Annotated in this window: 15 protein-coding genes; 2 read left to right on the top strand and 13 right to left on the bottom strand. The window is 46.3% G+C overall.

Annotation, left to right across the window (positions count from 1 at the left end; translation table 11 throughout):
* Positions 1 to 215 precede the first annotated feature (215 nt).
* On the top strand, positions 216 to 1,430 hold the full coding sequence (locus MHI06_RS06335; protein ID WP_340400866.1) for a glycosyltransferase: 1,215 nt from the start codon (positions 216 to 218) through the stop codon (positions 1,428 to 1,430).
* A gap of 275 nt (positions 1,431 to 1,705) precedes the next feature.
* Here the strand turns inward: MHI06_RS06335 and MHI06_RS06330 are convergent, their stop codons facing one another.
* A complete protein-coding gene (locus MHI06_RS06330; protein ID WP_340400865.1) occupies positions 1,706 to 2,563 on the bottom strand; it encodes a cell wall hydrolase in 858 nt (285 codons plus the stop codon).
* Positions 2,564 to 2,693: 130 nt separating this feature from the next.
* On the bottom strand, positions 2,694 to 3,296 hold the full coding sequence (gene thpR, locus MHI06_RS06325) for an RNA 2',3'-cyclic phosphodiesterase (protein WP_340400864.1): 603 nt from the start codon (positions 3,294 to 3,296) through the stop codon (positions 2,694 to 2,696).
* A gap of 207 nt (positions 3,297 to 3,503) precedes the next feature.
* On the opposite strand from thpR, the gene MHI06_RS06320 reads away from it, so the two are divergent.
* Positions 3,504 to 4,460: a D-2-hydroxyacid dehydrogenase gene (locus MHI06_RS06320; RefSeq protein ID WP_340400863.1), complete on the top strand. Its 957-nt coding sequence runs from the start codon at positions 3,504 to 3,506 to the stop codon at positions 4,458 to 4,460.
* 339 nt (positions 4,461 to 4,799) lie between these two features.
* On the opposite strand, the gene MHI06_RS06315 is transcribed toward MHI06_RS06320, so the two are convergent.
* The 11 genes from MHI06_RS06315 to MHI06_RS06265 form a co-directional block, all read right to left on the bottom strand.
* A complete protein-coding gene (locus MHI06_RS06315) occupies positions 4,800 to 5,777 on the bottom strand; it encodes an RNA methyltransferase (RefSeq protein ID WP_340400862.1) in 978 nt (325 codons plus the stop codon).
* Between the two features lie 521 nt (positions 5,778 to 6,298).
* On the bottom strand, positions 6,299 to 8,011 hold the full coding sequence (locus tag MHI06_RS06310) for a methyl-accepting chemotaxis protein (RefSeq protein WP_340400861.1): 1,713 nt from the start codon (positions 8,009 to 8,011) through the stop codon (positions 6,299 to 6,301).
* 252 nt (positions 8,012 to 8,263) lie between these two features.
* Entirely contained in the window at positions 8,264 to 9,229 is a 966-nt protein-coding gene (locus MHI06_RS06305; protein ID WP_340402067.1) for an MsnO8 family LLM class oxidoreductase, read from the bottom strand.
* A gap of 42 nt (positions 9,230 to 9,271) precedes the next feature.
* Positions 9,272 to 10,687, bottom strand: a complete 1,416-nt coding sequence (dgt, locus tag MHI06_RS06300; RefSeq protein WP_340400860.1) for a dGTP triphosphohydrolase — start codon at positions 10,685 to 10,687, stop codon at positions 9,272 to 9,274.
* 641 nt (positions 10,688 to 11,328) lie between these two features.
* A complete protein-coding gene (gene htpG, locus MHI06_RS06295; protein WP_340400859.1) occupies positions 11,329 to 13,209 on the bottom strand; it encodes a molecular chaperone HtpG in 1,881 nt (626 codons plus the stop codon).
* A 728-nt stretch (positions 13,210 to 13,937) separates the two neighbouring features.
* Positions 13,938 to 14,837 carry a nickel transporter permease gene (nikC, locus tag MHI06_RS06290; RefSeq protein ID WP_340400858.1) on the bottom strand — a complete coding sequence of 300 codons (900 nt, stop codon included), beginning with the start codon at positions 14,835 to 14,837 and terminating at the stop codon, positions 13,938 to 13,940.
* A gap of 41 nt (positions 14,838 to 14,878) precedes the next feature.
* Positions 14,879 to 15,883, bottom strand: coding sequence for an ABC transporter permease (locus MHI06_RS06285; RefSeq protein ID WP_017690144.1), 1,005 nt, complete (start codon positions 15,881 to 15,883; stop codon positions 14,879 to 14,881).
* A 175-nt stretch (positions 15,884 to 16,058) separates the two neighbouring features.
* A complete protein-coding gene (locus MHI06_RS06280; RefSeq protein WP_340402066.1) occupies positions 16,059 to 17,705 on the bottom strand; it encodes an ABC transporter substrate-binding protein in 1,647 nt (548 codons plus the stop codon).
* A gap of 808 nt (positions 17,706 to 18,513) precedes the next feature.
* Entirely contained in the window at positions 18,514 to 19,461 is a 948-nt protein-coding gene (locus MHI06_RS06275) for a glycoside hydrolase family 25 protein (protein ID WP_340400857.1), read from the bottom strand.
* Between the two features lie 133 nt (positions 19,462 to 19,594).
* On the bottom strand, positions 19,595 to 20,092 hold the full coding sequence (locus MHI06_RS06270; RefSeq protein WP_340400856.1) for a phage holin family protein: 498 nt from the start codon (positions 20,090 to 20,092) through the stop codon (positions 19,595 to 19,597).
* Positions 20,093 to 20,297: 205 nt separating this feature from the next.
* Positions 20,298 to 20,603 (bottom strand): hypothetical protein, encoded by a 306-nt coding sequence (locus MHI06_RS06265; protein ID WP_340400855.1) that lies wholly within the window; start codon positions 20,601 to 20,603, stop codon positions 20,298 to 20,300.
* Positions 20,604 to 20,610 lie beyond the last annotated feature (7 nt).

Here is a 20,610-nt window from a genome sequence, read left to right as displayed (position 1 = left end):
TCCTTCTGTCGTCGTCTATAGTGTAAGATGACTCAAATAATACGTATATATAATGAAGTTTAGGTTGTCTCATTGTAAGATATAAGGTGTAAATATTCATAGAAGAAACATGATTTTGCGCTTCAATGTATATTTATGTAGTAACGCATTCCATAGCTAGAATAAACAATGAATATCTTCATTTTGAATTAAAACTTATGAATAAAGGTGAACTCATGCGAAAACCAAGAGTGCTCTTATTATCGGAAGGTTTCGGTACCGGTCACACTCAGGCCGCTCATGCGCTGGCACATGGCATCAAAAAAGTCAGTCCACATGTTCACAGTCGTGTCATTGAACTAGGCAAATTTTTAAATCCGACAGTGGCTCCGCTAATCTTTTCTGCATATCGAAAGACACTATCGGTTCAACCCAAACTGGTCAGCCTGTTGTATCGCACACAGTATAACAAATCATTAAACGGCTTTACCAAGCTGGCGTTGCACCGGATTTTCTATACACAAACGGCACAAGTCGTATCCCAGCTGAAACCGGATGCGGTGATCTGTACTCATCCTTTTCCAAATGCAGTGATCTCCCGGCTTAAACGGCAGGGTCTGAATATCCCGCTCTATACCGTCGTGACGGATTATGATGTGCATGGAACATGGATTAACCCGGAAGTGAACAAATATCTGGTCTCTACCCCTCAGGTCAAAGCATTGCTTGAGATCCGGGGTGTCGATCCCTCCCACATTCAGATCACAGGAATCCCTGTGCATCCAGACTTCTGGGAAGCTGGCGACAAGGTGAAGCTACGAGAAGAGATGGGGCTTCAGAACATGCCTACCGCGCTGCTCATGGGTGGAGGCTGGGGACTTTCGTTTGATGAGGATCATATGAAAGCTCTCACGTCCTGGGCAGATCGTGTTCAATTGGTATTCTGTCTAGGAAGCAACGAGAAAATGATCGCGAAAATGAAGGAAATGTCTTGCTTCCAGCACCCTAATATTCGCATTCTGGGATATACGCGGGAAGTAAGCAAACTGATGGATGTATCCGATGTGCTGATCACGAAGCCAGGTGGCATGACATGCACTGAGGCACTAGCCAAGGGTCTACCGATGCTGTTCATCCCTCCGCTGGCGGGTCAAGAGGAAGAGAACTGTGAATACTTTGTACAAGCCGGATACGGCCAGGTCATTCACTCTGCCAACGTAATCACCAATCGTTTCAGACAATTATGTGTGCAGGCATCCTCTCAAGCTGAAAGCCCGCTGAACGTAGCGCACAATTCAGGTAACCGTTCGGCCTACGATCCAACGTGTTGTGCACAAGCTGTTCATGACTTATTATTCCCAACAACATCCGAAGTCACAACAACGCCCGTAGAGCGCTTCACAGCCGGAATTACTGCCACATCCTTGTCAGGTACCAGAATGCCATTCTGATGCCTCTATGGACCTATAGAATAGCTCTCACGAGGTGTTATAGGGGACAAGACAAATACTCCCTATATACAAAGAAGGTTCCCTTCCGTAATTTTGGAAGGGAACCTTCTTTTATTTTCACTGGATCCACCGTATGATTTGGCAGAAAAAAGGGTAATTTAGAGTATAACGATATTTGAAAATAACGAAATAAAACTACGATTCAGGCTTTTTCAAGGTCCGTGTGATACACACACAGTTGACTACCCTGCCTGTTTGCAGAATTTACGGGTCGATTACTTGTAAAAAGTATGATGACCGATCGTTTTTACTTTTTTCTTCGAGCGAGCAACTGTCAGATCGTCGGCAAGCGTCAATGACAAGAAATAGTACGTATCATCGGCAACTTCCTTCTTCCCATTCAGCGCAGCATTTACTGCTTTGATACTGTCCTCGTTGGGAACCACACGTTTCAACCGTCCGTTCGCTACAGGACTGAACTGGGATTTCTGATGGATCACCTTGTAAATGGTATCGGGAAAATTGGCTGACCGCAGCCGGTTTAAGACAACATTGGCAACTGCCACTTTGCCTTCGTACGGTTCACCTTCTGCCTCTGCCATGACAATTTTTTGCAGCAGATGCAGTTCTTTATCGGACACACTGTATGACCAGGTTGCAAGTTTCGAGTCTTCCTGGTTCAAAAGTTCGGTCCGCGTAAAGTATAGTTTTTTTGGGGGGGTTGTTACAGCAGCTACCGCCTTGGCTCGTTCCACTTTGGCCAATTTCAGTGCAGCTTCTTTTTTAGCTTTGGCCGCAGCTACTGCTCTAGCTTTGTTCTTGGCCTTGGCTTCTTGCAGTTCCTGCTCTTCTTGAGCAGTCGTTAGCCAGTTCTTGGCTGGCAGAGTTTCAGTCCACGCTACGGTTTGGGTAGACAGATTAGAGGACAGACTTGTCCCATCTTCCATCATGCGCCTCTCTTCTTGCGTAGATGATTGGTTATTTTGCACAGAAGCCGCAAGTTCGGTCATCTGTTTACTATCACTAGCTTCATTCCACTTCCCCGTCGCCTGAACGACATTTACCCCCACTATACATACAAGCAGCACTGATAACATCGGTGCTACCCAACGATTCTTGCTTATAATGTTCATTCGAAGATTCCTCCTGTCGAAACAATTCCCTAATCTAAGTAACCCAAAAAAAAGAATTTGAATAACGATGGCTAATATTACATAGGGATAAACGTTATGTCAATGTGATTTTATGGCATAAAAATGATTTTCAGGAAAAAGAGAACGTATCCACGACCTCATACATTGGCGATTGTTCAAGCCTTGTCACATAAAGTACAACGTCCTCCACCATCCATGAATTAGCACCTGTGGAATGTTCCGGAAGCACTCCTGACACCCCTTTATTCTCATTACCTGGAAGCTGACCCATAAACTTTCTGCCGATTGTAATGTGCGGAGCAAATGGTCTTAACTCAGCTTCATACCCAAGGGTTGAAGTAGCCTTCACGATCTCTTTTTGTAACGAAAGCAATTGATTGACCTCTACGCTAACACCTTTCCAGAGCACTTTAGGGGCTTCTTCAAGCCCAAATGTGCCCCAGCCCGATGGCTGAAGTTCGAAAGCCTGGAATCCAACTACTGCTGCGCGCAATACTTTTCGAAGATGTCCAATGTCACTAACGAAGGTATCCCCCAGAAATTGCAAGGTTATATGAAAATCTCTATGATCTGTCCATTTACGAAAATCAAGCTTGTTCTGTACAAGCCTCGCATCCATCTGAAGAGACTGCTGAACAGCTACAGGAAGACGAATCGCTACAAACAATCTTTCCCGCCGGGATGCATGATCCTGATATGATTGGTTATTCATTGCATACACCTCTCTAAAGTTCGCTCTATTATTTCATAACTATACATATTGTTTCAAGTTGGGTAAGTATAGAGTGACACAAAGATCAGAATTTGCAAATAAGGCTAGATTCCTGCATTTTCCACCTTAATGCACATCCAACATTAAATCTGATACACTTCAATTATCAAACTCATCAAACTATTTATCTCAGGAGGACCACACATTATGGGTAAAATTGTATGTTTTCCATCTCTATCCGAAGAACAGCAACAACGCATTCAGAATGCTGCACCGGGATACACCCTGAAATTTGGAAAAGCTAAGGAATTGGACCCCGCTGAGTTGAAAGAAGCTGAGATTATTTTCGGCTGGTCACCACTCGTCACTGAACATGCATTGAAACAGGACAGCCTGTTGAAATGGGTCCAGGTCTGGTCCGCAGGTGTGGACAGTCTCCCCTTCGCAGATTTGCAACAAAAGAATGTTCAAGTCACCAGTGCAAATGGAGTTCACGCGATTCCAATCACCGAAATTATTCTGGGCATGATGTTATCCCACAGTCGCTGGCTGAAACAAGCTATGCTGCATCAACAGCAGGCCGAATGGAAAGCTCCTGCCAAACCACTGCCGGAACTGCATGGCAAAACAGCGGTCATTGTTGGTGTGGGTGAGATCGGAACCGAAACAGCCCGCATTCTCAAAGCACTGGGCATGCGCACGATCGGAGTTCGCCGCTCAGGTAAGGATGTCCCCAATGTGGATCAAATGTACGACATGACTGGTTTACATGAAGCCTTGAGCCAGGGTGATTATGTAATTAACATTTTACCGCTAACCGATGAAACCAAACATATATATGATCAAACTGCATTTGAGCAGTTCCGATCCGGTGCCTGCTTCGTCAATGTGGGCCGTGGCCCCAGTGTGAAAACGGAAGCGTTACTGAATGCACTCCAAAACGGCCAGGTCGCCTTCGCAGCATTGGACGTATTCGAAGAAGAACCTCTTCCTGCAGACCATCCGCTATGGGGCTTGGATAACGTGTTAATTACGCCACATATTGCAGGAAGTACAGAGCAATACGCGGATCGAGCAGTTGATATTTTCGTCAAAAATTTGGAAGCTTACGTCGCTGGCGATACCCTGCCGGTGAACCTTGTGGATTATAGTCATAAATATTAACACAAACACCCGTTCCCATGCAATATTGTGCAAATCAGATCAACGATATCAATGGAACTAAAGAAACTTACACTTGCAACTTCGATGACAGAACAACCTTCCGATCACTGTTATTCCCAGATTTTTTTAATTCACTTTTAGAAAGGTTAAAATCTGTGAATAAAGGTGAAGAGTATGCTTCCGATGCAGCTTTCTTACAGAAAGCTTTTAGCTCCACTTCTTCAGGTTATTTCTGTCCTCTACGTTCTCGTGTAAACGGTTAGTACAATTGAAATGTACACAGTAAAAAGCTCTACCTCTGGTAAGTTTCCCTAGAGGTAGAGCTTTTGTTTTTTACGCTTACATACATAGCCAAATATGACGTATAAACGTGCCTTTGTGTACTGTTCGGTACTCTTTTACGGTCCATCCTGCTTCCAAGAAGTGCTCTTCTACCCACTCTGTGGAAACAATCACCGCCCGTTTTGCCAATCTGCGCAAACTCTCCAGCATGGCTCGTTGCTCAACATCCGGAAGTACAGAGCAGAGATTATAGGGCATGTCCAGAATTGCTGCATCATACATACCTTCCAGTTCATTCATGTCTCCCAGTGTGATTCGATCCGAATCATATCCATAATGCGGTAGGTTGATACGTGCACCTCGGACAGCCAGAGGATTCAGATCGTTACCTTTTGCATCAATTCCCATGGATAAAGCTTCAATTACAACCGTTCCCATACCACAGCACGGATCAAGCAAATAATGGTTTTCCACCTTCGGAACAGCAATATTAACCAATGCTCTGGCGAGCGTGATGCCCAATCCAGTCGAGTAGTTTTGCGGCTTCTGCCTATGAATTTGCCAAGATCGATCCGCTTCTGTCCACTGGCCCAAGATCCATTTTTCTCCTGTTTGGATTAGGCCGAAAGTCACCTTAGGTTGCTTCATCTGTGCCTTGCCTTTAATGCACATACCGACTTCTTTTTCCAGTTGACGAGACTGTTCATAATCAGGGGCATGATCGCCTTCTTTCAGACAGACTACCTTAAATGTCTCATCTGGCAGCAGGTGAATATCTTTGGCAAGAGGAAGCAGATCCGTCACAGTGTCCCCTTCGCCGATCACGTCCAATCTGCCGTGGATAAAAGGGCTACGTCCAGGTGGAATACATCGTTCGGACCACACATACGAACCCCCGTCTGAGCGAATCTCCGAACTCGGTTCGAGCAGTGTGTCCAGCTCCAGCGTGCATAATTCGCGCTCGTTCTCATGGCAAGCAAAGGTGTAGATGTATTTCCCAGAAACAGGGTGAATACCAGGTAATTTTTCAGACAAAGTTATCCTCTCCTTCCTGCAAAACTCATGTTTCTTCTAGAGGTTGTTCAAAAAGTTCGCTTTTGATTACGAAGGATGCCTAGTGGCATCATCAGCATTGAATATGGAACTCAGCCGAAATGTCCGTTGCTCACGTAGTCTCCTCCTACGCTCCACTACTCCATTTCTAGCTTCATCCCATCTTCTCGGTACTGAAAACCAACCTTTTTGAACACGCACTTCTATATAAATACTAGCCTATTGAAGACATAGCGAATATTGGCTGTAACTTAGCTTCAGGTAGTCATTGTATACAATGTTAGGCTCCTAGACAACTGTCTTTTCCCTGCTTATATCTATTAGAAAGAAAAAAAATAAGGCATTCCCATTATTCGGGAACACCTTACTTTATTTGAGATTACAGCATTGGAAATTGATACCTTTTTGTCAACTTTCGTTATAGACCAACAGCTCAAAATTATGCTAAATTTTCACGAATTGCTGCCTGTGTAAGTCCAGTTTCTTCTATTAAAAGAAGAAGGTTATATTTTTAATTTTTCAATGGATGTAAGCAGGTCTTCAGACAATTCTTTCAGACTTTGAATATTGCCGCTAATCGTTTCCATGGAACTGACCTGCTCTTCTGCCGATGCCGAAACTTCCTCCACACTGGCTGCCGATTGTTCCGAAACAGCGGAAATCTGCTGACTGAAATCATTCATGCGTCCGCTTGCTTCCTGCATGCCTGTGAGACCATCCGTCATGGTGCTGATGACACCAACCATGCCTTCCACCGATTCATTAATTGTACGGAACAGTTGACCTGAAGCAAGCACATGTTCCTGACCCAGTTCGGTCTCCTGAACACCCGTGCGCAATTCTGCAACTACCCCTTGTGAATCCTGTTGAATGTCCTCGGTAATCGCCGTAATCTCTTCGACCGAAGTCTGCACAGCTTCAGATAATTTCCGCACTTCTGATGCCACTACGGCGAATCCGCGTCCACTCTCTCCCGCACGCGCTGCCTCAATAGAGGCATTCAATGCCAGCAGGTTGGTTTGGCGTGCTATGTCGTGAATGACCTGAACCAGCTTGGAAATATCTTCATTTTTACGATTCAAACGTTCCATCTTGTTCATGGAAGCCGAGACCGAACCAGAAATCTGTTGCATCTGCTGCACGGACTGTTCCATCGCTTTGCGACCATTAAGACCTTGCTCCAGTACAAGATCGGACATGACGCGCAACTGACTGCCTTGTTCCGTATGCTTCTGGATGTGATCATTCAAAACTTCAACCGTACGGGCTGATTCCACGGCTGTCTCTGCTTGGCTTTCCGCGGCCTTAGCCGACTCTTCCATCGTCACAGCAATCTGGCGACTACCAATCTTAACCTCTTCCGAGGAGATTGCCAGTTCACCGCTCTGCCGATTGACAGCTTCCGCAATTCGTCTGACGCTCAGCACCATCGAAGTCAGGTTACCTTTCATGTCATTGACCGCTTTGGCCAGAACACCGACTTCATCCTCATGTTTGGTATGTATATCCTGAACATTCAATTGGCCTTCTGCAATCAGTTTCACCGCACTAATGACACGTAGCAGTGGCTTTACGACCTGTGAACGAATAATTGGAATACTAATCGCTGTAATAACAATCATGATGAGAACTCCGAAAATGATGAACAATCTGCCATCCTGCACAGATCTGATCGTTTGAGCGGCAGCAAGATTGGACTGTTCCTGATTGTATTCCACAAGATAATCCAGATCGACTTGCATGGCGTCAAAGGAATCGGCACCTTTTTCAGATACTTCCTTCGCCAGTTGTGTCTGACCCTCATCACTCAGCTTGATCGATTGCGTATTAATCTTGAGATATGCTTCCCATTTGTTCTTGAACGCAGTCCAGTGTTCGAGTTCATCGGGAGACTTCTCCTGCTGATCATAAATTTTAATCGCCTGCGTCGTTTCACGAATATACTTGGTACGCTCTTCTGACAAGAATGCCTTGTCCGATTCATCCGCGTCAAAGTGACGATAACTTAGTGACAGGACATGCTCTGTAGTATAGTTTAACCGGTTAATTTGCTGGATTGATGGCATCCAATTGTTCGTAATTTCGTTGGTGTTGGATTCAATTGAATTCATCCGGGTGACAATCGTGACACTCAAAACAATTAAACAGAGGATTAACAAGTAGAACGCGATGCTGATACGCAGACCGATACTCTTGATCTTGAATCTGCTGAACATATGATTTCCCCCTCGACCTCTTCGGCCATCCCGAATTCAGGTGTTTTGTCATTGTTTTTCCCTTCTTTTGACCCCTTGTCAAAAGTACTTATCTATATTATATCGATAGGAAAATAGACGTAAAGTATTATAACATTATTTTGTTAGAGAGATGCTTTATTTTGTAAAAGATTGTTGAATTTTAACAAAGTCAAAAAAAGAGCTGCAGCATACGGCAAATTCCCGTTCTGCAGCTCTTCGATTTGTTCGGATTCATGCTTCAGCCAGTAATCGATAAGAATCTAGCCTGCGCTCGTAATCCGGCCCAGTCGTAACCAGCAGCAAACGCTGCGTATCCAGTCTACGGCTGACCTGTTGCAATTGATCCCATACCTGCTCAGGTGTACCTGCATAGTGCCGCACCGCTTCATCATTCGTGTTCTTGGCCGAGACCGCACCTGAACTCTGCTCGGATGAACGTTCTTTTCCATCCGCCTTGCGTCTCTCCGCCATGTCACGACTCCAAGCCAAAGCATCCGTCTCTGACTCGGCACACAATACGCTAACGGCCACCATAACCTCAGGCTCCTTCATGGTTGCACTGGGTATGAACCCTTCACGGTATCGCTTTACAGCCTCTGTTCCATCGGCATCACTCATGAATTGTCCAAAGACATACCCCATGCCAAACCGTGCCGCAAACTCTGCGCTCTTCACGTTCGTCCCCAACATCCAAAGCGATAACGGAAGCTTGGGAATCGGACGAGCCGTCACGGGATGATCTTCGTACATGTAGCGGTCTTCGAGCAGTTCCGTCAGTGCTGCGAGCGATTCAGGCAGCTTGGACACATGCTGCAAGTAATTGCCACTGAGTGCCATCGTCGCATGGGGTCCACCACCAGGAGCGCGTCCAAGCCCCAGCTCAATGCGCCCCGGATAGAGCGCAGCTAGGAGACGGAACGACTCCGCCACCTTGAGCGGGCTGTAATGCGGCAACAGGACCGCACCAGAGCCAAGTTGAATCGTTGTTGTCCTTGCTCCGATGTGTGAGAGCAGCACTTCGGGAGAAGCTGAGGCCAGTTCAGCCATATCATGATGCTCTGACGTCCAGTATCGGGCGTATCCCCACGCCTCAGCATGTTGCGCAAGTGTCACCGATTGCTGAAGCGCCTGTTCCGCTGTTGCATCATTTAACCTTGGAACAAGGTCAAGTACGCCCAGACTGAACTTCTCACTCATTCTTGTAGCCAAGCGTCTCATCTCCCTTTATCTTGGTTAACTCTAATCCAGATCGTAGATGGAACCCACCTTCAGACCGTAGAGTTCATTGTATATTTTCTCGGCAAATGCATCCGTCATTCCTGCAATATAATCGATCACCATGTGTTCCCAAGTCCAGATCGGCTGGGATTTGGCTTGATCCTTCTCATACCGTTGCAGCCAGTCGGATGGAATAATCGATTTGGACGTTTCCGGATCGAGGAATGCATCCCATAACCGCTTAATCATCCACTCACTGCGCTTCTGTAGCCGCTGCACACGCAAGTCACGAATCATCGTCACCCAGGCAAAGCTCTTGAGCACGCTCACCGTACGCAGCATATCGAGGTCTTCAGCCCCTTCACGGACAAAGGTTACCTTCTTCCAGTCGCCGTCGTCAATAACGCCCAGACTGCCTACAAAAAAGCTCACCCAATAGGCTTTTACTTCACGGCGGGTACGCGAGTAATCATGCTCGCAGAACGGCATCTTCTCATTCCAGATGCGCAGGAAGGAAGCGAGTACCTCTTCTACCTTTTGCCCAATGGCTTCTCGGGTCCATCCGTTCCAGAACAGATCCTCCAACGTCGTAATCTTATCCACAATCAGTCGATTCACATGCGGATCTTGTAGGAAATGCTCATGCACCTCAATTTTGCCGGCTTTGATGCCATCCTCCAGGTCATGCGAGGAGTACGCGATATCGTCGCAAAGGTCCATCAGCTGCGCTTCCAGCGTCTTCTTGCCTGCCGGCACGTTCCAGCGATCACGGATCTCACGAATATATTGCCACTCATGATGATACATGCCTTTCTTGCTCTCCGTCCCAGGGTAGGGATATTTGTTAATTCCCAGCAATACTGCATCAGACAGGTTCAGCCCGTCGATATCTTCACGTTTCTCCAAGTGCATAATGAGGCGGAAGTTGTGCGCATTGCCTTCAAAATGCTCGTATTTCCGTTTAAGCTCGGCACGCACCTCAGACTCCACCTTGGGAACTTTGGCGCCGCGGCTTTTCTTCATGATTTTCTTAGCCTCGGTGTTAATGAGGTCATCGAGAATGCCATCCAATACTTCTTCACCTTTATGTCCAAAAGGCGGATGACCGAAGTCATGTGCGATTGCAGCGCACTCCACCACTTCTGAATCAATAATAAGGCCGGGGCTATCCGCCTGGTCCCAGTCTACCTCGGGAAAACGACGAATCAGACTTCTGGCCGCTTCTCGTGCAATCTGTGCCACCTCCAGGGAATGGGTCAAGCGAGTACGATAATAATCACCCGTTCCTGCGCCAAACACCTGCGATTTGCCCTGTAACCGACGGAAGGTTGGTGAATGAATGAGTCTGGAATAGTCCCGTTCATACGCTGCACGAGATCCATCCAATTTGGTTAATTCGGGATATTGTCTATGTTCTCTCAGATCGTTCCATTGCATGGGGATCACTCCTAGCCGACTGTCTCTATTTTGAGTGATTATACACAACATCTGTGGTTTCGAAAAGTAAAACCTGTCTGCGATTGTCATCTCTTCTTACATCAACTTGTAATGAACAGTCATCTTCTCTTATTATACCCTGTCAGACTATCATCCGTGCATCTAAATGATAATGATTCATATTGAACTCATTATTCACATATGCTCGCTCCCATGGCAGAACAATCATAAGTAATAACTGTGCCAGGTGGCCGTTCCGGTTACGGATCGTTCTTATGATCGCTGTTATTCCCAAATTTCTTTGATTCCCTTTAAAAAGGGAGAAATTCGGAAATAGCATATGCTTCCGATGCAGCTTTCTTACAGAAAGCTTTCAGGCGAACGCTTCGCTTCTTCAGAATCTATTCCGTCCCCTTCACTACTTTTGCTGTTTGATTCACACCCAATCTAAATGAAATTACACTCCCTAGTAAAAGGGTAAATCTTCAAAATTATGAAAGGCTAAAAAATCCATTAAAATGTTCATCCATCACTACAATGATAGTCTGCCTCCCCCGCGCCCTCCCCGTTGTGGGTAAAAAGACAAAAAACCGACAGGACGGAAATGCCCTGTCGGGGTGGAGATAGTGGGTGCAACGATGTTACACCATAACCTTACAGATATCGTTGGTGAACTCTACTGGATCTTGAATTGGCAATCCCTCGATCAGCAATGCTTGATGGTACAGCAGGCTAGTGTAGAGGTTCAGCTTTTCCTGATCCTGTGCAAAAGCGTCTTTCAACGATTTGAATACATCGTGATTCACGTTGATCTCCAACACTTTATCAGCCTGTACATTTTCGCTGTTTGGCATAGCTTTCAGGATTTTCTCCATTTCAATCGTCAACTCACCTTCGGTGGACAAGCATACCGGGTGGCTTCTGAGACGTTTGGAAGCTTTAACGGCTTTGACTTTACCCGCCAATTGAACTTGCATCGCTTCAAACAACTCTTTGTTGTCGTTGTCCTGAGCATCCGTTTCTTCTTTATCCGCGCTATCTTCGATGCCCAGGTCACCACTGGAGATGGATTTGAATTCTTTCTCCTTGTAGTTCGTGATCATCTTGATTGCGAATTCGTCGATGTCATCGGTAAAGTACAATACTTCGTACCCTTTCTCAAGAACACCCTCGATCTGCGGCAGCTTCTCAATACGGCTAATAGACTCACCGGATGCATAGTAAATGTACTTCTGATCTTCCGGCATTCTGGAGACGTATTCGTCCAGGCTCACCAGCTTGCTCTCTTTGGAAGACGTGAACAACAGCAGATCCTGCAATGTATCCTTGTTCACACCATAGTCGCTGTATACGCCATATTTCAACTGACGGCCAAACGCTTGGTAGAACTTCTCGTAGTTCTCACGCTCGTCCTTCAACAGGCTTTGCAGTTGGCTCTTAATTTTGTTCTTGATGTTCTTCGCGATCAGGCTCAGCTGACGGTCATGTTGCAACATCTCACGGGAGATGTTCAGGGACAGATCTTCGGAATCAACCATACCTTTAACAAATCCGAAGTAATCCGGCAACAGATCTCCGCATTTATCCATGATCAATACCCCGTTGGAGTACAGCTCAAGGCCTTTTTCATACTCTTTCGTATAGTAGTCAAACGGTGTGTTCTCTGGAATAAACAGGATCGCATTATATACCACTGCGCCATCTGCGCTGATGTGCAGGTGTTTGAGCGGTTTGTCAAAACCGTAGCGTTTTTCCATATAGAAGTTATTGTAGTCTTCTTCGGTCAGTTCGCTTTTATTTTTACGCCAGATCGGCACCATGCTGTTCACGGTTTGTTCTTCTTGGTATTCCTCGAATTCGTTCTCCGTGCCCTCTTTCGGACGTTGACCCGTTACATCCATCTTGATCGGGTAGCGAATGAAGTCGGAGTATTTCTTGATGATGGATCTCAGGCGGTACTCTTCCAAAAACTCGTCATACGAATCTTCTTCGGTATTTTCTTTGATCGTCAGGACGATCTCAGTACCTACGGAATCCTTCTCAGCTGGTGTAATCGTGTAACCGTCCGCGCCTTCGGACTCCCATTTCCAAGCCTCGTCGCTGCCTAGCGTTTTACTTGTTACGGTCAGCTTGTCCGCCACCATGAATGCCGAGTAGAAACCTACCCCGAATTGTCCGATGATGTTGTGACCGTCTTTAGCTTCATTTTGCTTCTTGAACGCCAGGGAACCACTCTTCGCGATAACCCCCAGATTGTTCTCCAACTCTTCCTGCGTCATACCAATACCGGTATCTGTCAGTGTAAGTGTGCGGTTTTCTTTGTCGATCGTGAGCTTGATGAAGTAGTCCTCTTTGTTGAAAACGAGCGTATCGTCCGTAAGTGCTCTGTAATAAATTTTATCAATGGCGTCACTGGAGTTGGAGATCAATTCTCTCAAAAAGATTTCTCTTTGGGTGTAAATGGAGTTGATCATCATATCCAGCAAACGTTTGGATTCTGCCTGGAATTCTTTCTTAGCCATGATTGGGTGGACTCCTTTCAAATTTGGATATCGAATGATTTGATTGAAAATAGAAAGTAAACCTCTGAATTTCACATGCAAAAGGTTAGGTCACTAGAAAACCTTCCTATCGATTGTTCCCCTAATTATTAAATTCCCATTTCACAACTCAGCACCTCAGTTATTGTCGCTCTCTAATGGCCGTTCCGGTTACGGATCGTTCTTTTGATCGCTGTTGTCTATGAAATTTCTTGAACTATTTTTTATTTGTAGAAATTCAGAGACAAAGGCGAACGCTACCGCTTCTTCAGAATCGATTCCGTCCCCTTCACTACCGAGGTGTTCCGACAAACAACTTAATGATACGAGACATTTTCAAATGGAAATAATTCACCGAACACATTTCGATTTCAGAAAAATTTTTCTAGCCACTTCACGCGCATGTCATATCCCAAGGTGAACTTTACCTACTTGTCAAAAACAGAATCATTCCATATGTAGTCGTGTAGTAAAAACATCATTTGTTAGCACTCTAGTGATCGGAGTGCTAATCCCTTCCTTTTATATAACATATGGGAAAATTGGGTGTCAATACGAAGGCGGTTATTTTAACAAAAAGATCGAACAACCCTTTCGTTTTGGAACATACCTCCATATTTTAACGTAATCACGCTAGTAAAACAAAAGCCGACTCGAACCAAAGTTCGAACCGGCTTGGGGAAAGACATTTACGGTCAAATTTAAAAACATTACTTTTTCGCCATTTTCGGATCAAGGGTATCGCGCAGTCCATCGCCCATCAGGTTGAAGCCGAGCACGGTCAACATAATGGAAACGCCGGGGAAGATCAGTGTCCATGGTGCTTTTTGTATAAACTGACGGGAGTCCGACAGCATTTTGCCCCATTCCGGGTCGGGTGGTTGCGCTCCCATGCCCAGAAATCCGAGCGCAGCAGCCTCGATGATCGCCGTTCCAATTCCGAGTGTACCCTGCACGATCAGCGGAGTAAGGCTGTTGGGCAAGATGTGACGAAACAAGATTCGCCCGTTGCCCGCTCCCAGTGTCCGTGCTGACGTTATGAATTCCTCCTGTCTCAAGCTGAGTACCCTTGAACGCACCAATCTTCCGTAGGTAGGTATGTTCACGATAGCAATAGCGAGCAGTGCATTTTGCAACGACGGGCCCAATATCGCCACAATGGCGATGGCTAGCAAAATTCCGGGAAATGCGAGCAAAATATCAAATAGACGTGAGATGAGCATGTCCGCCCATTTTCCATAAAATCCGGCAATCAGACCAAGCAACGTACCCGCGATAATGGATCCAATGACGGAAAAGAAGCCCACCCACAATGAAATACGTGCTCCATGCAGCACTCTGGAAAACACGTCACGTCCCAGATCATCCGTACCAAACCAATGCTCTGCCGAAGGAGCCTGGAGCCGATCCACTAGCACCTGTTCCTTATAATCGTAAGGAGCGATGTATGGGGCTAGAAAGGCCAAAATGATGAAAAATACAATGATAATCAGGCCCGCAAGCGCAAGCCTATTTTTCCGAAACGTTCTCCACGCTTCCCGCCATGGACCGGCTGTGCTCGCTGTCGCAGCATTAATGGATGGTCCGGTGTTGGTCGATAATTTGGCCATGAGGCGTCTCCCTTCTCGGATATGAATGAATGATAAATGCCCTATTTATAACTAATTCGAGGATCGAACACGGCGTAGAGCAAGTCCACAATCAGATTAATCACCACGAAAAAGAACGCCACGATCAGAATGCCACTCTGGATCACCGGATAGTCCCGCGAACTAATCGCTTCATATATATAACGTCCCACGCCCGGCCAGGCAAAGATCGTTTCGGTCAACACCGCACCCCCAAGCAACGATCCGGTCTGGATACCGATAACCGTTAGCACGGGAATAAACGCATTTTTGAGCGCATGTCCATATACGACAAAAAACGGACCCAGTCCCTTCGCCTTTGCTGTACGAATGTAATCGGAACTCATCACTTCCAGCATGCTGGAACGAGTCATCCGGGCAATAACAGCCATCGGAATCGTGCCCAGTGCAACACTTGGCAGAATCAAATGTTTCGTTACAGTCCACAACTGATTCCATTGTCCAGCAATCATCGTATCCAACACATACAAGCCTGTAATGGCTTCCACCGGATCGCGTGCGTTCATGCGTCCAATAGATGGCAGCCACTGTAACTTGTTTGCAAACAACCATTGTTCCATCAGACCGAGCCAGAAGATCGGCATGGATACCCCCACCAAAGCAATGACCATGCAGCAATAATCAAACCAGGAGTTATGCTTCCACGCACTGACAATCCCGGCATTCACCCCAATAATGACAGCAAACAACATACTTGCCATCGTTAATTCAAGGGTTGCTGTCAGATAAGGCACAATTTCCTGGGCAATAGGCACCTTGGTGCGGATGGACGTTCCCAGGTCTCCTTTAAGTAAATCGCCCAAGTAGGCGAAATATTGCTGGAACCATGGTTTATCCAGACCGAGCTGGTCACGAAGGGCCTGCTTGGATTGTTCGGTTGCCTTTTGCCCAAGTATGGTCTCGGCCGGGTCACCCGGAATCGCGTGGATGATGGAAAAGACAATCAGAGTCATACCCAGCAGCACGGGCAGCAACACAAGCACACGTTTGACAATATAGCTGTTCAATCCTGTTCACCTGCCTTCGACATATCGTGCAAAAATAAAAAGCGCTGGCAGACACGCATGCTTTGGATAGTTACGTCCGGATGTGGGTTCTGCCAAGCATTGCGTCTCACCAGCGCTTTAAAAGAAAGAATGGTTAATGCGTTAGATGCATATTCAGATTCAACTTACCTCTACGTTACTCAAAGTAGGCACTGGCATAGGATTCACTGCCTAGTGGGGATGGTACGAAACCTTTCAGGTTCGATTTACCCGCCAGAATTGGCGTGGTGTGCACGAGTGGGATCCACGGTGCATCTTCCTTGATAATTACCTGCGCTTGCTTGTACAGTTCGGCACGTTTGTCCTGATCCGTTTCTTTCTGCGCATCCGTCAGCAACACATGCAACTCTTCGTTGACATAGAAGCTGCGGTTGTTACCCGGAATGGCGTCTTTGTCCAGCAACGTGTAGAGGAAGTTATCCGGATCCCCGTTGTCACCCGTCCAGCCGAGCATGTAGATATCGTCTTTCTCCCCGGCTTTGGCATCATCCAGATACGTCGCCCACTCGGGAGATTCGATGTTCGTAGTCACACCAATTTTCTCAAAATCAGCCTGGATCGCTTCCGCTACTTTCTTGCCATCTGGCATATACGGACGGGATACTGGCATTGCATAGAAAGTTACCGGTTCAGGCAATCCGTCTGGGAAGCCAGCTTCGGCCAGTAAAGCTTTTGCTTTTTCCAGATCATATGGGTAATCCTCAATGGTATCGTTGTACCCCCACAGCGTTGGCGGCATCGGGTTCACGGCAGGCTCAGCTTGTCCCGCAAAGAACGCATCAATAAGGGCCTGCTTGTTCACCGCATGATTGAGGGCTTGTCTGACTTTGACATTATCAAATGGTTTCTTCTTGAAGTTAAAGCCGATATACGCCACATTGAACGGTGGACGCTCGATCTTCTGCAACTCGCTGTTGCCTTCAAGGATGGACAGATCGTCCGGGTTCAGGTCTTCCATGACATCAATCTCGCCGTTTTGCAGGGCATTGAAGCGAGCCGTATTATCCGGAATCGAACGCACGATCACTTTGTTCAGCTTCGGCAGTCCTTCTTTCCAATAATCCGCGTTTTTCTCCAGGGTAATGGAGTCGTTACGCTTCCACTCTTTGAATACAAATGGGCCGGTGCCCACAGGCTCGCTCTTAAAGTTTTCTTTTTTCTCCTGAATCGCGGTTGGGCTGGCAATGCCAAATGGCGTCATCGCAATATTTTGCAGGAAAGGCGCTTGTGACTGGTTCAATGTGAACTCCACCGTAGTCTCGTCCGTCGCCGTCACTTCCTTGATCACACGTCCGTCCTCTGGACCAAACATGGAATCGTAATAATCGAAGGAATCTCCTTCAAATTTATATTCACTCGCCGGATCGCTCCAGCGGTTGAAGTTGAACACAACAGCCTCTGCGTTGAAGTCAGTTCCATCATGGAATTTCACACCGGACTTCAACTTAAATACATACTTGAGCCCATCCGCCGAAATCTCCCAGCTCTCTGCTAGTCCAGGAACGACCTCTGTTCCGCCTTCCTTGTAGTCCAGCAACGAATCAAACACCTGATGCCCAATCTTGAGTGACTCCCCATCTGTCACAATCGCCGGATCGAGTGCTACGGAATCCCCACCACGCCCCATAATCATCGTATCCTGCGCTACCGTTTCGGTTGGAGGGTCGGTTCCTTCCGCCGGAGCAGGCGTAGCCTCTCCACTCTCGTTACTGGAGCAACCTGACAACACCAATACGGTACTCAAAGCCATCGTTAGAACACCGGACATCCATTTTTTTCTCATTCGCATACGTACAACACCCTTCCCTGTCTCATAATGTGTGTGATGCTGGCATGAAAGATCTCCAATGTTGGCAATCGGTTTGGTGCTCTGTATCATATAAAAGGCTTTGGATGCCTGCGATACCTGAATTAAAATTCCGGGAAAAGTAAGGCATGTATATGAAATGTAAAAACAGCATGGGATACGTATGGAATACAGGTAAATTTCAGATCGTGCACATGGATTGAGGACGTTGTTTGATTACTTTTATAGAAAAAGAAACCGTTCAACTATGTATCTTCTGAGATGGATCCTATGGAGGTGTTGCGTTTTATTTGAACTTAGGTCAATAAGCAACAGCGAATGGGTACGGACTGGAAAGTGCAAGTTTAAGTTGGTAGATCGAAGATACGGACGGACGAAAGAAACTCAACATAGGCTAGGTTGTTTGATGAATCGTGTAAGTTGTTTAATACGGTGGCTTTCTCTTGCAGATTGGATGTGTAAAACGTATGAGCGAGTCATCTTGAGATGTTGGATTGTACAACGGGAGACATTACAATAACTTCGTATGTTATGGTTTTGTCATGATGAGGAGGATTATGTAAATAAACCGTAGTGAAAAACAATTTCGTGTAACTTACTTTACATCACATTAATCAATTAGACAAGAGATTTACAGACATAAGTCTTCAACTTTATTATATGCGTTAGTATTACTTACACAAAAAACAAAAAAGGAACATGGTTCGACAAAAAGCGTCCCATGTCCCTTCTCTTCTCAATCCACATTCAGATAAGATCAACCTGTCATTTGCTAAGAATCAGCTCACTTTTTAAACAAACCTCTGCGATGCATCACGGTAATAAAACGGTAAAAATCATAACTCGCCCCATTATCGATGCTGAACAATGGATTTTTGGTGTCATATGCAAGTGCTGCATCCACAGCTGCTTTCGCCCATACTGGAACTTCCATTTGCTGACGCGCCTGCAGTTTGTCGACCTGGGATTTGAGCGCATCAAACGCTGCTTTCTCTTCGGCTGTCATCGGTTCGCCCCCTTTCGGTGGTACGGTTGGTGGATTCGGATTACTTGGATTGGTCGGATTGGATGGCTCCGGTGGTTTCGGAGTGGCAGCTGCGTACCTTGCTCTGAGCTGTGCCGCTGTTCCCTCGAATTCATTCATATCCACGTTGCCGCTAATGCCATTCACCTTGCCTGAATCCGTATACTGCCAGAACGTCCAACGCTTCCATGCCGGCTGGTCGTCCGGTACACGGGTGTTGCTGTAACGCGCGATCCACAGATCGTATGAGCTGAGTGATGTGTCAAAATTCCCGGCAAATGAATTGCCCGTGTATATGATCGGTTTTACACCTGTCAGACGTTGTAATTCGGTTAAAAAAGCTTTGGCAACTGTATTCATCTGCGCTTTGCTCAGGTTGCCGGGGTTGTTCTCGTAGTCCATAACAGGTGGCAGTTGTAGCGCCTTGGCGCCTCCAACTTTGTTAAGTGTATTGGCGTAATGTGCAGCTTCTGCCTTGGCACCATCGGTAGATGTCGCGCGGAAGAAGTGATATGTTCCGACCAGCATGCCCGCCGCCAGTGCGCCAGTTACATTTTTCTGATAATTCGGATCGGTATACGTCTGTCCCTCGGTTGCCTTGATGAATACAAATGTCATGCCGCTTGCCTTCACCTTCGCCCAGTCAATATTGCCCTGGTATCGGGAGACGTCAATGCCCTGTGTGTTGCCTGGACTTCTCGTTTGCATATTTCTCACACCCTTTGTGCGGCAATTTGCCGTTTGTATATAGTTAATGCAGTTGGATCAGGGGTTGCTTGTGTGCGTGTCCCTTATATGTTGAGTTATGTGTAGTTTCAAGTGCTAGCTTGCTATAGTCGCATTACTTCTTACTATCTTCAGCCTTTGAATCTATGTCATCCGGATCTGCCTGTGAAAAAGAGTCTTTGGCACTCGGGGAGAAGTTACCGGGGAGTTCCCCGGTCCCCCCTTTACCCTTGAGCACTTCAATGGCTTGCCGAATCACCGGCGGGATTGGAGCACCTAACTTGCCCCCGTTTTCGATAATGGACAACAACTCATTTGCGATATAAAAAAAGGCGACCGCATCCCTGAACAAATGTCCGTCTCCCAGAACACCGTCCACCAGATGAGCCACCGATACCATTGCAAATATAAATACCTTTCGCGCGATGCCGAACATGCCAACATTACTTTCTAACTTGCCACTCATGCCCGCTGCCGCAATCCCAGTTAGGTAGTCGAGGATGACGAATACAAGCAATACGCCGAGCACGCCTGACCAGCCTCCGAAGAAGTAGGTTACTGAGCTGCTCATGAGTGCAATTCCCCATTTCCATAGGGTATCCCATCGTTCCATGGTTTCACCTCCTTTTTCAGACATTTATAATTAAGAGGTTGACTCATTTCGACCTTTCAAGAATTACGCTAAGAAATAAGAATTCTCGCCAAAAATTTCTTTATATTCTTCAACCGAGATTTCCCCATTTTCATGGCCCATTTAAGATCATTAGGCATTTCGCCCCTTTCATTTTCATAAGCCATTTTCCAAAACTCAAAATCCCTCACCGAATACCCACCTTTCTAGCTTTAATTGCAAGTTCACCAAGGTATGAAATATTGGCCTCTGTTTTATGTTTATTTCGCAAAAAATCAACATAATCCTTAACTGTTTCACCAGTAACTGTATCAAACAAATCCTCAGTCCCTACCAAAAAAACACACGGAGCTGACTGTATTGGGAGAACTTTCGCCGCTTCATCAAACGGTATCACATGTGTCTCATCTGTCAATCCAAGCTGCCATAATTGATCTTTGAGAACCCCGGTTCTGCTGTCGTGTGGATTGTCTATCAAAATTACTCTCAACACGGTTTAT

This window comes from Paenibacillus sp. FSL H8-0079, from assembly GCF_037991315.1.
In the GTDB taxonomy this organism is placed as follows: domain Bacteria; phylum Bacillota; class Bacilli; order Paenibacillales; family Paenibacillaceae; genus Paenibacillus.
This window is presented reverse-complemented; position numbering and strand designations above follow the sequence as displayed.